The following is a 15,011-nucleotide window of genomic DNA, read 5'->3' as shown; positions in this document are numbered from 1 at the left end:
TCAGGCCACTGTAAGCAGGAGCTGTGCGTCGTACCATCATTCTTTATTACGGACAAAACGCCTGCACCTCTGACCGACCGGCCGCGGCTCCCCCGCCGTTCACCCGCCTACCCCGGCACGATGGCACCATGACGCGGTGACTCAAGCCCGCCACCACAGTATTCAGGTCGTCGCACACCGCGGAGCCTCGGAGGACGCCCCCGAGCACACCCTCGCCGCGTACACCAAGGCCATCGAGGACGGCGCCGACGCCCTGGAGTGCGATGTACGGCTCACCGCCGACGGCCATCTCGTCTGCGTCCACGACCGTCGCGTGAACCGTACGTCCAACGGACGCGGCGCCGTCTCCGCCCTGGAGCTCGCCGACCTCGCCGCGCTCGACTTCGGCTCCTGGCGGGACAGCGAGGAGAGCCCGGACTGGCGGGACCGCGAGTTCACCTCCGTACTCACGCTGGAGCGGCTGCTCGCACTGGTCGCGGACGCCGGGCGCCCCGTCCAGCTGGCCATCGAGACGAAGCACCCCACCCGCTGGGCCGGTCAGGTGGAGGAGCGGCTGCTCGAACTGCTGCGGCGCTTCGGCCTGGACCGTCCCACCCAGGGTCCGGCCGAGGCCGGGGAGAGCGCGGTGGAGCTGCACGAGTCCGCCGTACGGATCATGAGCTTCTCCGCCCGGTCGCTCCACCGGATCGCCTCCGCCGCCCCCCAGCTGCCGACCGTCTACCTGATGCAGTTCGTCTCTCCCCGGCTGCGCGACGGGCGGCTGCCGGCCGGTTCCCGGATCGCGGGTCCCGGCATGCGGATCGTCCGCAACCACCCCGGCTACATCGCCCGCCTGCACAGAGCGGGCCACCGTGTCCACGTCTGGACGGTGAATGAGCCGGAAGACGTCGACCTGTGCGTACGGCTCGGAGTCGAGGCGATCATCACCAACCGCCCCAAACAGGTCCTGTCCCAGTTGGGCCGTCCTGTCTGAGATCTTCCGAGATCTCCAGGCGCGTTGCCTGCCGAGGGAGTGCACCGGCGCGCTCGAACTGTGTTCGAGAGTCATGAGTGCGTCAAAGGCTCCCCTGTGGCCGGTTTCCGGTCCAGGCCAATGGGGCATTCACATCGTGGCGTGGGGCTAAGGAGGTCTCGGGGGTGACGGTTTTGGTGGCACAAGAGGCGCCCACGTCGTCGAGCATGGCCGTACCCCACGGTCCTGCGGGCGTGGGGGCGGCGCGACGCCGGATGCGTGAGCAGTTGAGGCGCAACGGGATGTCCGACGCGGTGGTGGACGACGCGGTTCTGATCCTTTCCGAGCTGCTCAGCAACGCCTGCCGGCACGGCAGGCCGCTGGGGCGCTCCGACATCGGCGACGGCGACATCCGTGCGGCCTGGCACGTCGACAAGGCGGGCCGGCTGACGGTCGAGGTGACGGACGGGGGCGGTCCGACCCGGCCCGTTCCGGCGACACCGTCGGTGACGGCGCGCGGGGGGCGCGGGCTCAACATCATCAGTGCGCTGGCGCAGGACTGGGGGGTACGGGACAGCGCGTCCGGTGAGGTGACGGTGTGGGTGCTCGTCACCGAAGGACACCGCCACGACGATTTCGCTACGCGCGTCACTGGCCCCGCACTCGATGTCGGCGATCTCGGTTTTGTGGACGCCTTCGACGAACTGGGCTGAGGCGGGGGCCGGGGAGGCCGACGGCGCGAGACGAGGCCCGGGCGCGCGACGAGGCCCGGGCGCGCGGCTGAGCGCGCCCCCTGGGCGGGCCCGGGGCCCGGGCGGCGTGTGGCGGGAAGAGTGCGGTGGGCGGCGCGTCCGTACGTACACCTGTACGGCGGACCCACTCCTCCGGCCGGTACGGCTAGGCTCGCGCCGACACCGCACCGCCGCTACCGGGAGAAAGCCACACCATGGCCAAGAAGCGCCCCCAGACCAAGGCCAGCACGGCGCAGCTCAAGGACGGACCGGTCCCGGTGGTGGGGGCCCGTGAACCCTGCCCGTGCGGTTCCGGCCGCCGCTACAAGGCGTGCCACGGCCGCTCCGCCGCGCACGCCGTGACCGAGCTGGTACAGCGCCCCTTCGAGGGGCTGGCCGGTGAGTGCGACTGGGTCGCCCTGCGCGAACTGGTGCCCGCCGCGACCGTCGAACTGGCCCTCAGGGACGGGCTGCCCGAGGGTGTCCCGTCCGTGACGCTCGCGACCGTCCTGCCGATGGCCTGGCCGGCCTTGCGCCGCGACGACGGTTCCGTCCTGCTCGCGCTCCAGAACGACACCCCGTCCGGCGACCTCAGCCGCGACCTCGCCGACACGCTCCGGCGTGCGCTGACCGCCGAGCCCGGTACGCCCGTCGCCTCCGAGCGGGCACCCGCCGGCGGACCGCGCCTCCAGGACCTCCTGGACCCCGGGGCGGACTTCCGCCCGGTGGTGCACCCCGGCTTCGAGTTCTGGGTGCCCGACGCGGAGAACGCCACCGCCGAGGTGACCGCTTCCCTGGAGCGCGCCAACGAGGCCGCGATCCCGACCGTCCTGCTGGCGCACTCGGACGCCGCGTACTGGTGCGAGACGCCCACCAAGAACCACCTGCGCTGGGTCATGCCGTACCCCGAGGAGAAGCTGCTCGACGCGCTGGCCCGGCTGCACGCCGCCGGGACGTCCGGCCTCGGTGAAGGGACCCGGCTGGTGGGCTCCTTCCGGGCGCACGGGCTGATCGTGCCGGTCTGGGACCTGCCGAGCACGATGGGCGCGGAGGACTGCGAGAAGCCGGCGACGGAGTTCGCGGAGCGGCTGGCGGCGGCGCTCGCGGCCGACACGCCGCTGAGCGGGGACGAGCGCCGGGCGCGCGGAGGGCTCACCAACCGCCAGGTGACGCTCAGCTGACGGCTGCGGCGGTGGCTGGGGCGCTCGCTCGGATGCGACGGGCGCCAGCAGCGGTGGCTGCGGCTTCGGCTGCGGCTGCGGCTTCGGCTGCGGCTGCGGCTTCGGCTGCGGCTGCGGCTTCGACGGTGGTACGACCACCCCGGTTACCCCGCCATCGCGCGACACCATTCGCCGTCTTCGTACCACCGTCGCGATGTTTTCCCGGGAGGCGGTGACACCTGTCACATCCTCCCTACCGGCAGGTAATTCATTGTCCGAATACACCGGATCGAATTTGCTAACCGCCGATCTCTTGTTACGGTTCTAGAAGCCCGGTCGCTGGTGCATCCCCCGTCGCCAGCGGCCGGGCGTTCGCGTGACCGGACCGGGCCCCGTCGGTCAACGGCCCCCGGAGCCCGGGGAGTTGCTCCCCGACCGCAGCAACAGCGGCGCGTCGTCCGCGCTCTCCCCGTCCTCCGCCGCGGCGGCGAACTCCGCCATCGCCAGATACCGCGAAGCCCCTCCCGCGGACGGTTCACGAGGGGTTTCACACGTGGCCGGCTCGTCGTCCGCCGCCACCGCGCAATGCGTCTGTACGGTCCGCGCGCCGGGGCCCATCAGGCTCAGTACGGCGCTCAGTTCACGCCCCGTCGCGTTCCGGTAGTAGGTGCGCGCCCACGTGTCGCGCCCCCCGCCGAGGACACACGACTGGGCCTCGATCCCCTCCGGGGAGGCGACTTCGGGACCGCAGCGCTCGGCCGTACGTACCGCTGCTCCCGCTCTCGCGACCGACCGGTCACCGGCAGCCGTAGACCCATCGATTCCGGTCAGATGTGAAGCCGGAAGCGGCACCGGGAGGGGAAGAGGGAGAGGAACCGCGGGCACGTCCGCCGGAGGAAGAGAAGCCGGAAGCGCCCCCGGACCGGAAGCGGGTCCCGCGGAGGCGGCGAACGGCAGCAGTGCGGTGCACACCACCACAGCCGTGAGCCCGATCACGCGCAGATTCATGGGGGCCACCTGCCGGTGCGGGGAAATTCCTGACGGTCGGCCGAAAGATATCGGCGAATTGGGCCGTCCGGCCGCGCCGCGCGCCCAATTCCCCACTTCTCGGGCCTGCTCACACCCGTACGAGTGACATACGGGGGACAACGACGGAGTGAGCGGTACGGCGACGCCGTACCGCTCATCACTCACCATCCGCGCTCACCACCGGGCGCCCACCACCCGGCGCTCACCACCGGGCGCTCACCGCTCACCGCTCAGTACGCGAGCCGACTCCCGCCGTCCGGCGCGCTCGTGCTCGCCTCGACCAGCGCGTCCACCACCGCCTCCACATCCGGCAGCCACGGCGCCGCCGAGCCGGGCAACGGGGCCCGCTCCCAGCGGACCTGTCCGCCGGCCGCCTCGGACGGGGGCAGCATGAGATAGCCGCCCGAGCCGTGGAACCGCAGCGAACTGGGCACCCAGTCCTTCGCGTAGAGCAGCTCACCGAGCTGTTCGAGGGTGTACGGGGCCACCAGCAGCGACCAGCGCGTGGGCGTCGCCACGACCGGGCCGAGGCGCATGCCCATCCGGTCGAGCTCCACCAGGGCGCGCGCCCCGGCCACGGCCGGCAGGCTCACCGCGCACGGCGCGGTGTCGCCCGTCGCCAGCACGATCGGAGCCGTCGGGCGGTTGCCCCACCACCAGCGCACCATGCGCGCGTCGGTGGTGGCCGCCAGCAGTCCTGGATCGAAGGGGTGTGCGCCCGGTACGGCGCAATCGGGGTCGGGGCAGGCGCAGCCGTCACCGCGTGTCCCGCGTGCGCCGGCCGTCGTCAGCCCGGCGCCCGGCAGGACGGGCCATCTCCACGCGGAGGCGTAGGTGAGCGCCGCGTCGAGCTGGGCAGGCCTCCCCCTACGCCGGAACCGGAGCCTGCGTCGCCTTCCGAGGATCTCGCGCATGAGCGCTCGTTCCTTTCCGTTGAACGCCGAGGTCCACATGACACTGACACCATGTGTGTGCATCATTTCGCTGTGCGTACATCCGCTGTGCGTACGTCCCGCTGTGCGTACTTCAGCTGTGCGTGTATTCGCTGTGCGTGTATTCGCTGTCGCTGTCGCTGTGCGTTCGACGCTTCGCCGCGCTGTGCCGCGCCGCCCCCGGGGGCACGGACAGGCGTTCCGGGCCCGCGGCGCGTGACGCCGCCTCGGGGCCGGGCACGGCCTGTCGGGCCGTCGGACTGTCCTCTGTGAACGTGTGGCGAGGGGTGGCGTGCGCATGGCGCTTGCTCTCCCGCTGTACTCCGTACTTTCCTCGCCACTCCGAGGGGATGGGGTGCGCGGCCTACGGCGGACAAGACGCCCGGGCCTGCTGCCAGGTTCCGGGGCAGGTTTCGGGGCGGTCCCAACTGCCCCTGTCCGTCACCGTTTACGTACCCATCACGTGCGGAATGACGCTCCACCCGGACCGTAGGTGAACTCAGCCCCGGCAGACCCCCCAGGTTGAACTCACTCAGTCGATCGCAAAACCTGATCAGGGGGGTCATTTTTTCGCCAAGTTCAGGCCGGTCGAGTTAGCCGCCGCCCCGCCAGGGCAATGCTGGACATTGCCCCAGTTGTGGGTACAGATGTGAGTCTATGGCGTAGATGCATGGATAGCCGCGCAGAACGACGTGAGGGTTTGCGATGCTGTTGCACGGTACGCGCGCAACGTACCGGTCGAGGAGCCGGTTGCCATGAGCGCTCCGAACCTGCCGAAAGTGGCCGGATTCGATCCACCAGCTTCCGCCCCCGCGCAGACTGCCGCACCACTCGACGACCTCACACCCCCGCCGGGGCTGCTGCTCCAGGACCGGCTGGCCGGATGGGTGTCGGATCTCACCACCCTGCACGAGCTGATCGAGCGCCTGGCCGGCAAGGGATCCCTGGACGACGCGCTCAACGAGATCCTGCGCGCGGGCGCCGCCCTCGTGGGCGCCCGGCGCGGTCTGGTCGTGTGCGAACCGGCCGACGGTCTCGGCCCCGTCACCACGCTCGGCCTGGGGCTGGCCCACGCCGAGCTGGGGCACCTGGAGACGGTGCCGCGCCGCGCCACGTCGTACGGACGGCTCCTCGACTGTGCCGCCGGCCGCGCGGAACCCGTCGCCGTACCCGACCTGCTCGGCGATACGGAGCTGGATCCGCGCCAGCGCGAGGTGGCGGCGCGGCTGGGGTGCGGGGCGAGCTACGCCGTACCGCTCGCGACCGCGGGCGCGCCGGAGCCGAAGGGGCTCGGCGCCGCCGTCTGGTTCTACGACGAACCCGCGGAACCGGCCGCGCGGCAACGCCATCTGGTGGGCCTCTACGCGCGGTACGCGAGCGAGCACCTCGCCCTTCTCCTGGAGCTGGAACGCGCCCGGACCCGCACCATCGCCCTCACCGAGGAGCTGCTGCCCGGCCGGCTGCCCCGGATCCCCGGCGTCCGGCTCGCGGCGCGCCACCGCACGGGGCCGTACGGCGGCGGTGACTGGTACGACGCCCTGGCGCTGCCCGAGGGCGCGGTGGGGCTGGCCGTCGGGTCGGTGAGCGGCTCCGGGCCGGGCGCGGTCGCCGCGGCGGGGCGGCTGCGGGCCTCGCTGCGGGCGTACGCGGTGCTGGAGGGCGAGGACCCCGTCGCCGTACTGTCCGATCTGGAACTGCTGTTGCGGCTCACCGAGCCGGCCCGTACGGCCACCGCGCTCTACGCGTACGCCGAACCCGCCCGGGGCTCGGTCGTGCTCGCCGGGGCCGGGCACGCCCCGCCGCTGATCGTGGGGGCGGGACGTGCCGAGTTCGTCGAGACGTCCCTGTCCGCGCCGCTGGGGATGCTGGCGTGCTGGGAGGCGCCGAGCGTGGAGGTCTCTCCCGAGCCGGGAGAAACGGTGCTGCTGTACACCGACGGGCTGCTGCGCCGTACCGGCGAGCCCATGGACCGGGCCTTCGCGCGCCTGCGCGCGGCGGCGGCGGGTGTGCCGGAGGCGGTCAGAGACGATCCGGGGGCGGTCGCGGACCACGTCCTGGGGGCGGTGCTGCCGGGGGAGGGCGCGGGGGTGGCGGCGGAGGTGACCGGCCGGGGCGGACCGGGCGGTCCCGGCGGATACGCCGACGACGTGGTGATGCTCGCGGTCCGTTTCGACTGATTGCTCACAAGCCCGTCACATCGACCTGGACCCTCTTTCCCTCGCACCTACGATGGATGGACGGTCCAGAGTCGTATGAAGAGCCGCATGAAGAGTCATATGAAGAGTCGTATCGAGTCGAGGAGAAGACGTGGCTGAGGAGCTCCCCCCGGAGACCCCGGAACCGGTGACCCCGGAAGCGGAAGAGAAGCCGATCAAGCAGCGGAAGAACGGTCTGTACTCCGGCGTGTCCGACGAGCTCGCGGAAAACATGAAGTCCGGCTGGGCCGACACCGAGCTGCGCGGCCTGGAGCCGATCGCACAGGCGTCCCACACGGCCGCGCGCCGCGCCGCGCTCTCCGCGCGCTTCCCCGGTGAGCGCCTGGTGATCCCGGCGGGCAACCTCAGGACGCGGTCGAACGACACCGAGTACCCCTTCCGCGCCGGCACCGAGTACACGTACCTCACCGGCGACCGGACGCACGACGGCGTCCTCGTCCTGGAACCGCGGAAGAACGGCGCCCAGGACGACGGCCACGACGCGGCTCTCTACCTGCTCCCGCGCTCCAACCGGGAGAACGGCGAGTTCTGGCTCGACGGCCAGGGCGAGTTGTGGGTCGGCCGCCGGCACTCCCTCGCCGAGGCGGAGCAGCTGCTGGGCCTGCCCGCGAAGGACGTGCGCGAGGTGGCCGCCACCCTCGCGGAGGGCACCGGGCCCGTGCGGGTCGTGCGCGGTCACGACGCCTCGGTGGAGGCGGCGCTGACCGACAAGGTCACGGCGGAGCGCGACGAGGAGCTGCGGGTCTTCCTCTCCGAGGCGCGGGCGGTGAAGGACGAGTTCGAGATCGGTGAGCTCCAGAAGGCCGTCGACTCGACCGTGCGTGGCTTCGAGGACGTCGTGAAGGTCCTCGACAAGGCCGAGGCGACGAGCGAGCGCTACATCGAGGGGACGTTCTTCCTGCGCGCCCGCGTCGAGGGCAACGACATCGGCTACGGCTCGATCTGCGCCTCGGGACCGCACGCCACGACCCTGCACTGGGTGCGCAACGACGGAGACGTACGCTCCGGCGACCTGCTCCTCCTGGACGCCGGCGTGGAGACGCACACGCTCTACACCGCCGACGTCACCCGTACGCTGCCGGTCAGCGGCCGCTACAGCGCGATCCAGCGGAAGATCTACGACGCGGTGTACGAGTCCCAGGAGGCCGGGATCGCGGCGGTCAGGCCGGGCGCCAAGTACCACGACTTCCACAACGCCTCGCAGCGCGTGCTCGCCGAGAAGCTCGTCGAGTGGGGGCTGCTGGAGGGGCCGGTCGAGAAGGTCCTGGAGCTGGGGCTCCAGCGGCGCTGGACGCTGCACGGGACCGGCCACATGCTGGGCCTGGACGTCCACGACTGCGCGGCCGCGCGCCGGGAGGCGTACGCCGACGGGACGCTGGAGCCGGGCATGTGCCTCACGGTCGAGCCCGGGCTGTACTTCCAGGCGGACGACACGACGGTGCCCGAGGAGTACCGCGGGATCGGCGTCAGGATCGAGGACGACCTCGTCGTGACGGAGGACGGGAACCGGAACCTGTCCGCGGGACTGCCGCGCCAGGCCGACGAGGTCGAGGCGTGGATGGCGGCGCTGAAGAAGTAGGCGGGGTACGTAGGAGTACGTGTACGTACGTGGAGGGCGTCCCGCTCCGTGCTCACATGGCGCGGAGCAGGGCGCCCTCCCGCCACTTGAGGATCTTGTCGAAGCTGACCACGGCGCCGCGCCCCGGCCGGTTGCGGAAGTACACGTGGTCGGCGAGCTGCTCGATCAGACACAGGCCCCGGCCGCTCTCGGCGGTCGGGGCGGGAGCCGGGGTCACGGGTACGGTCACCGTCGTCCCGGCCGCCATGGTGGCGGGCACGGGGGCGGCGGAGGTGGATGTCGCGGACGCCATGGATGTCGTGGATGTCGTGGATGTCGTGGACACCGTGGCTGGGCCGATCTGGGTGGTACGGCGCACCATCCGCCGCGCGGGGAAGCCCGGACCCGAATCCGCGACTTCGATACGGCACTTCTCGCCGTCCAGATAGGCCGTCACCTGGTACGCCCCCGGCGACTCCCCGGGCCCTTCGCCGCCACCGTGCTCCACGGCGTTGGCGCAGGCCTCGCTGAGCGCGACGGACAGGTCGAAGGAGACGTCCGGGTCGACACCCGCGGTCTCCATCGTGCCGAGCAGCAGGCGCCGGGCCAGCGGGACGCTCGCGGCTTCGCGCCGCAAGTGCAGAGACCACCAGATGCTCATGCTCCAGCCTCCCGGCCACGGCTCGACATACCGATACGTATTGCCCTTCATGTCGTGCCGTAAGCACGTGAACGACCGGATGGCCCCGATAGCCCTCATTAGCCCCCGTTCGGCGGAAGCGTGGAGGCGGGACCGCGGTGTATGGCGGCGCGCCGCGGACGAGCGGGAGGGGGCGGCAGGGGGCGAGAGGGAGCGGCAGGGAGACCGGCGCGGGACGGCCCCTGGGAAACGGGACGGAGAACGACCTTCCGGACCTGCCCTGCGGCGTCCCGGCGCGCAGTGCGATGATGACCCGGCCATGTCGTCCGATCACGTCGCTCGCGCCGCGGCCGCTCCCCGGCTGCTGAGGACCGCGGTGTTCACCGCGGTCTGCGTTCTGCTGTCCGCGACGGGTCACGTCCTGGCCGCCTGTGCCCCGGTCCCCTGGTGGACTCTGGTCCTCGGCTTCCTGGGGGTCTTCGCGGTCGCCGCGCCGCTCGCCGGACGCGCGCGCTCGACCCCCACCGTCGTCGCGGCCCTGACGGGCGGACAGCTCGCCTTGCACAGCCTCTTCGGGTTCGCGCAGCAGCACATGGTGATACCCACGGGCCCCGGCACGAACGACGCGCTCCTCAGGACGGCCGCGAAGCTGGTCTGCGGCGCGGGCCCCGTCTCGCTGAGCCCCGTCGACGCCCAACGGATCGTCGCCGACGCCGGGATCAGCCTGACCGGGCACACCACCACGGGAACGACCGGCACGGCCGCCGCGCACGGCGCCCACGGCATGGTCATGAACGTCGGCCCCCTGGCCTCCGCCGACGGACTGCTGCCCTCCCTCCCGATGGTGCTCGGCCACCTGCTGGCCGCGCTGGTGACCGGCTGGCTCCTGCGCCACGGCGACCTCGCGCTGCACCGGCTGGTCCGGCTCTCGGCGCGTGGCGTCGGCGAGGTCAGGGAGAACGCCCAACTGCGCTCCCTGCGCGCCGCCCTCTCTCTCGTACGGGCCCTGCGTGCCGGACTCCCCGGTGCGCCCGCCCCGGGCCCGCGCCCGCCGCGTGCCTCGTACGGCCCCCCGCCGGTACCGGCCGGGGAGACACTCCAGCACACAGTGATCAGGCGCGGCCCTCCGGCCGGCCTCGCTCTCGCCGCCTGACGCGACGCACTCCGCTCGGCACGGGGGTGTGGTCGCCATGCCGTCGCGTGCCCTCCCCACGCGGCCGCATCAGCTCGCTCGCCCGATCACTGACTTCTCATCACACCGTGGAGTGTTCCGTGTTCCCAGCCAAGAAGTTCTCCGGTTCGAACCTCGCCCGTGTCACCGTGGCCGGCGGTGTCGCCGCTTCCGCCGTCCTGCTGCTGGCGGGCCCGGCGTCCGCGCACGTGAGTGTGCAGCCGCTCGGCGTCGCCGCCAAGGGCGGTTCGGCCATCGTCAACTTCAAGGTCCCCAACGAGCGTGACGACGCCAACACCACCCAGCTGGAGGTGAACATCCCCGCCGACCACCCGCTGGCCTCCGTGATGCCGGAGCCCATTCCGGGGTGGAAGATCGTCGTCACCAAGGCCAAGCTGGCCAAGCCCCTGGAGCTGCACGGCAACCAGATCACCGAGGCGGTCTCCAAGGTCACCTGGACGGCGACCGCCGGCGGCGGAACCCCGTCCGGCCAGTTCCAGCTCTTCCCCGTCTCCCTGAGCCAGCTGCCCGAGGACACCGACCAGTTGGTGTTCAAGGCCATCCAGACGTACTCGAACAAGGACGTCGTCCGGTGGATCGAGGAGCCGAAGGAAGGCGCGGCCGAGCCCGAGAACCCGGCGCCCGTCCTCCAGCTGACCGCCGCCACCGGGGACGAGCACGGCGCGCCGGCCGCCACCGCCACCGCCGCGCCCGCCGCCCAGGGCGGCGAGGCGCACGACACCGCGAAGACCGAGACGGCCTCCGCCGACTCCAGCGACTCCACCGCCCGCGTCCTCGGGATCGTCGGCATCGTCGTCGGCGTCGCGGGCGTGGCCTTCGGCGTCCTCGCCGGACGCCGCCGCACCGCCTGACCCGCCCCACACCCCCGCCACACACCGCGGCACGCGGGGCTGTGCCGTCATGACGCCGTGACGTCGCGACATTGCGAGACTGTGATGTCGCGACGTCACACCACCACGACGTGGTGACGTCACGTCGTCGCGGCGGACGGAGACAACGCATCCCGACCCCCCACCGTCCAGGCCCTCACGGACCCGCGTGCCCGGTACCGGCATCCCGCACCCCTCGACCAGGAAACACCTCCCATGCGTAAGAAGACCGTGTCCACCGCCGCCGCCCTCGCGGTGCTGACGGCACTCACCCTGACCGCGTGCGGCGGCGGTGGCGACAGCGACGCCGCCAAGCCGATCGCGGACATCTCCATGCAGCCGAAGAACAAGGCCGCGACCGTCCTCGACCAGCCCTTCGCCAAACCCGACTTCGTCCTCACGGACACGAAGGGCAAGCCGTACGACTTCCGCGAGCGGACCAAGGGCAAGGCCACGCTCATCTACTTCGGCTACACCAACTGCCCGGACGTCTGCCCGACCACGATGAGCAACATCGCCATCGCCAAGAAGTCCCTCCCCAAGGCCGACCAGGCCAAGCTCCAGGTCGTCTTCGTCACCACCGACCCGGCCAGGGACACCCCCGCGTCGCTCGCCAAGTGGCTGCCCGCCGCCGGCGATCCCTCCTTCGTCGGGCTCACCGGAGACTTCAAGACCATCCAGGCCGGCGCCCGCAGCATCGGCATCGGCATCGACCCGGCCACGACGAACAAGGACGGCACCGTCGTCTCCATGCACGGAGCACAGGTCATCGCGTTCTCCCCGAAGACCAACGGCGGCTACCTCCTGTACGGCGACGACGCCTCCTCGGACGACTACGCCAAGGACCTCCCGAAGATCATCAAGGGAGAGAACCCGTGACGGGAGACACCGCCGCCCCCGTCCCTGCCCCTGCACCGGGCCCCGCCCTGGCGGCCGCCCCCCGCACGTCGCCGCGCCTCGTCGTGGCCGGTGGTCTCACCTCCGCCCTGGCACTGGCGCTGATACTCGTCGGCTGCTCGTCCGGATCGTCCACCTCCTCGAAGTCGCCCGAACTGAAGGTCAGCGGGGCCTATATGCCGCGCCCGGTCAGTGACCTCGCGGCGGGCTTCCTCGTCGTCACCAACAGCGGCGGAGCCGCCGACAAACTCACCTCCGTCACCAGCTCCCTCTCCGACGACATCACCATCCACAAGACCGAGGACCAGAAAATGATGGAGGTGACGTCCTTCGACATCCCGGCGGGCGGCACCCTGGATCTCGCACGCGGCGGGAATCACATCATGTTCGCCGAGCTCAAGCAGCAGCCGAAGCAAGGCCAGGAGATCGGCATCGAGCTGCACTTCGAGAAGGCCGACCCCATCAAGGTCGAGCTTCCCGTGAAGGAGACCACGTACAACCCGGCCCAGAACTGAGGGACTGAACACCATGACGACCACCGCCCCGCGCTTCGGAGCCGCACCGGCCGCACCGCTCGTGCGACTGCTGCTCGTCGCCACCGTGCTGCTCGGTACCGTCTTCACCGTGCTGTCCGGCACGGCGTCGGCGCATGCCGCCCTCACCGGCAGCACCCCCGAGGACGGGGCGGTCGTCGCCACCGCCCCCAAGGACGTCACCCTCACCTTCTCCGAGCAGGTCGCCCTGAGCGACAGCTCGATCCGTGTCCTCGACCCGAGCAACAAGCGGGTCGACACCCAGAAGATCCGGAACCTGAGCAGCGGCAAAACGGTCAGCTACGCCGTGGACCTGCACGCCGGTCTTCCCGACGGCACCTACACCGTCGCCTGGCAGGCCGTCTCGGCCGACAGCCACCCCGTCTCGGGCGCCTTCACCTTCTCGATCGGCGCCCCCTCGAAGACCGAGGCCACCGTGCCCGCCGAGAAGGCCGGCGGCGGCCTGGTCGGCTTCCTCTACGACGTCGCGCGCTACGTCTCGTACGCCGGGTTCATCCTCCTCGTCGGTGGCTCGGCCTTCGTCCTCGGCAGCTGGCCGCGCGGCGCGTCCGTCCGGCCGCTGCAACGGCTCGTCGTCCAGGGCTGGATCGCCCTCACCGCCGCCACGCTCGTCCTCCTCCTGCTCCGCACCCCCTACACCGGCTCGGGCGACCTGGCCGACGCCTTCGACCTGGGCGGACTGCGGGCCGTCCTCACCACCAAGTCCGGCACCGCCCTCGTCTCCCGCCTGCTCCTCCTCGGCGCCGCCGCGCTCTTCGTGGCCGTCCTCTTCGGCGCGTACGCCCGCCGGGAAGCGCCCACGAACGAGGACGAGGCGAAGGAGAAGAAGGACCTCACCTTCGGACTCGCCGTCGGCGGCGTCGTCGTCGCGGCGGGCATCGCCGCCACCTGGGCGCTCTCGGAGCACGCGTCGACCGGGATCCAGGCCGGTCTCGCCATGCCGGTGGACGTCCTGCACCTGCTGGCGGTGGCGATCTGGCTCGGCGGCCTGACGGCACTGCTCGTCGCGCTGTACCGCGCGCCCTCCATCGAGGCCGCGGCGGTACGGCGCTTCTCGCGCACCGCGTTCATCAGCGTCGTCGTCCTCGCCGCGACCGGGCTCTACCAGTCCTGGCGGCAGGTCGGATCGTGGTCGGCGCTCGGGGACACGTCATACGGGCAACTCCTCCTGGTGAAGGTCGGACTGGTCGCCGTCCTGATCGCCATCGCCTTCTTCTCCCGGCGGTGGACAGCCCGGCTGGGAGAGCCGGCGGCGGTCCCGGCGGCTGTCTCGGCGGAGGCCGGGGCAGCGGAGGCCGGGACAGCAGCGAAGACGGAAGCGACGGCAGAAGCGAAATCGGCGACGGAATCGGAAACGTCGGGGTCATCGGAGACAGGGACAGAGGCGGGGGCTGAGGCCGCGGCGGAGACGGGGGCCGGGAGCGGGTCTGGGGCTGCGGTCCTGGCCGGTGCCGAAGCGGCGGCCGAGAGCGGAGCGGAAAGCGCGTCGGGGTCGGAGACCTCGACCGGACAGGGGACCCGGTCCGGGACCGTCACCGCGAGCACAACCGCGGTCGGCGATACTCAAAGGATTGCCCAGCTCGCCCGCCAGCAAGCCGCGATGGCGACAGCTCGCCAAAAGCGACTCCGTGACGCCGACACCGAACGCTCCGGACTGCGCCGTTCCGTCCTGGCCGAGGCCGGCGTCGCCGTCGTGCTCCTCGCCGTCACGACCGTACTGACGTCGACCGAGCCCGGCCGGACCGCCGAACAGGAAGCGAACCGGACAGGCGCCTCCGTCGGCGCGCCCGCGACCGCCGGACCCATCGACGTCACCCTGCCCTTCGACACCGGCGGCCAGAAGGGCAAGGGAACGGTGCAGGTGACCCTCGACCCCGGCACGTCCGGCGCCAACCTGATGCACCTGTACATAGACGGACCGGACGGGCAGCCCCTCGACGTGCCCGAGGTGAAGGTGGCCTTCACTCTGACCTCCCAGAAGATCGGCCCGCTGCCGATCGTCCCCGAGCGGTTCGCCGCCGGGCACTGGAGCGCGGACGGGGTGCAGATCCCGATGCCGGGCGACTGGAAACTCCAGGTGACCGTGCGCACCTCCGACATCGACCAGACCACCGTCGACAAGAACGTGAAGATCGGCTGACCCCGTGAGCGACACCAGGCAGAACAACCTCGCCCGGAACGACCGGAACCGACGGAATGGCCGAAACGACCGGCCCGACGGGGACAACCGGGACGACAACAACAACAACGACAGCAACGAGGACGGCCGGAACCCGGACGG

The 15,011-nt window shown here is 71.5% G+C and carries 13 protein-coding genes; 10 read left to right on the top strand and 3 right to left on the bottom strand.

Annotated features, from left to right (window positions below):
• The first annotated feature begins 136 nt into the window (after positions 1-136).
• From ACIODU_RS03060 to ACIODU_RS03050, 3 genes are all read left to right on the top strand, one after another.
• The gene (locus ACIODU_RS03060) at positions 137-973 is read left to right on the top strand and encodes a glycerophosphodiester phosphodiesterase family protein (protein ID WP_356418003.1); all 837 of its coding nucleotides are present in this window, start codon (positions 137-139) and stop codon (positions 971-973) included.
• 77 nt (positions 974-1,050) lie between these two features.
• Complete coding sequence (locus ACIODU_RS03055) at positions 1,051-1,665, top strand: ATP-binding protein (protein ID WP_356418005.1); 615 nt, start codon at positions 1,051-1,053, stop codon at positions 1,663-1,665.
• 233 nt (positions 1,666-1,898) lie between these two features.
• Positions 1,899-2,864: a DUF5926 family protein gene (locus ACIODU_RS03050; RefSeq protein WP_401763179.1), complete on the top strand. Its 966-nt coding sequence runs from the start codon at positions 1,899-1,901 to the stop codon at positions 2,862-2,864.
• A 378-nt stretch (positions 2,865-3,242) separates the two neighbouring features.
• Here the strand turns inward: ACIODU_RS03050 and ACIODU_RS03045 are convergent, their stop codons facing one another.
• On the bottom strand, positions 3,243-3,851 hold the full coding sequence (locus ACIODU_RS03045; protein WP_401763177.1) for a hypothetical protein: 609 nt from the start codon (positions 3,849-3,851) through the stop codon (positions 3,243-3,245).
• A 251-nt stretch (positions 3,852-4,102) separates the two neighbouring features.
• Entirely contained in the window at positions 4,103-4,786 is a 684-nt protein-coding gene (locus tag ACIODU_RS03040; protein WP_401763174.1) for a bifunctional DNA primase/polymerase, read from the bottom strand.
• A 773-nt stretch (positions 4,787-5,559) separates the two neighbouring features.
• On the opposite strand from ACIODU_RS03040, the gene ACIODU_RS03035 reads away from it, so the two are divergent.
• Together ACIODU_RS03035 and ACIODU_RS03030 are read left to right on the top strand one after the other, a co-directional pair.
• Entirely contained in the window at positions 5,560-6,981 is a 1,422-nt protein-coding gene (locus tag ACIODU_RS03035; RefSeq protein ID WP_401763171.1) for a PP2C family protein-serine/threonine phosphatase, read from the top strand.
• 130 nt (positions 6,982-7,111) lie between these two features.
• Positions 7,112-8,599 (top strand): aminopeptidase P family protein, encoded by a 1,488-nt coding sequence (locus tag ACIODU_RS03030; RefSeq protein ID WP_401763169.1) that lies wholly within the window; start codon positions 7,112-7,114, stop codon positions 8,597-8,599.
• A 52-nt stretch (positions 8,600-8,651) separates the two neighbouring features.
• Here the strand turns inward: ACIODU_RS03030 and ACIODU_RS03025 are convergent, their stop codons facing one another.
• On the bottom strand, positions 8,652-9,239 hold the full coding sequence (locus tag ACIODU_RS03025) for an ATP-binding protein (protein WP_401763166.1): 588 nt from the start codon (positions 9,237-9,239) through the stop codon (positions 8,652-8,654).
• A 298-nt stretch (positions 9,240-9,537) separates the two neighbouring features.
• On the opposite strand from ACIODU_RS03025, the gene ACIODU_RS03020 reads away from it, so the two are divergent.
• From ACIODU_RS03020 to ACIODU_RS03000, 5 genes are all read left to right on the top strand, one after another.
• Complete coding sequence (locus ACIODU_RS03020) at positions 9,538-10,371, top strand: hypothetical protein (protein ID WP_401763165.1); 834 nt, start codon at positions 9,538-9,540, stop codon at positions 10,369-10,371.
• A gap of 167 nt (positions 10,372-10,538) precedes the next feature.
• Positions 10,539-11,261 carry a YcnI family protein gene (locus ACIODU_RS03015; protein ID WP_356418772.1) on the top strand — a complete coding sequence of 241 codons (723 nt, stop codon included), beginning with the start codon at positions 10,539-10,541 and terminating at the stop codon, positions 11,259-11,261.
• A gap of 234 nt (positions 11,262-11,495) precedes the next feature.
• Complete coding sequence (locus ACIODU_RS03010) at positions 11,496-12,158, top strand: SCO family protein (RefSeq protein ID WP_356418018.1); 663 nt, start codon at positions 11,496-11,498, stop codon at positions 12,156-12,158.
• A 47-nt stretch (positions 12,159-12,205) separates the two neighbouring features.
• Positions 12,206-12,691 carry a copper chaperone PCu(A)C gene (locus ACIODU_RS03005; RefSeq protein ID WP_401763529.1) on the top strand — a complete coding sequence of 162 codons (486 nt, stop codon included), beginning with the start codon at positions 12,206-12,208 and terminating at the stop codon, positions 12,689-12,691.
• A gap of 13 nt (positions 12,692-12,704) precedes the next feature.
• Entirely contained in the window at positions 12,705-14,870 is a 2,166-nt protein-coding gene (locus tag ACIODU_RS03000) for a copper resistance CopC/CopD family protein (RefSeq protein ID WP_401763162.1), read from the top strand.
• Positions 14,871-15,011: the final 141 nt, after the last annotated feature.

This window comes from Streptomyces sp. NPDC088261, from assembly GCF_044740805.1.
In the GTDB taxonomy this organism is placed as follows: Bacteria; Actinomycetota; Actinomycetes; order Streptomycetales; family Streptomycetaceae; genus Streptomyces.
This window is presented reverse-complemented; position numbering and strand designations above follow the sequence as displayed.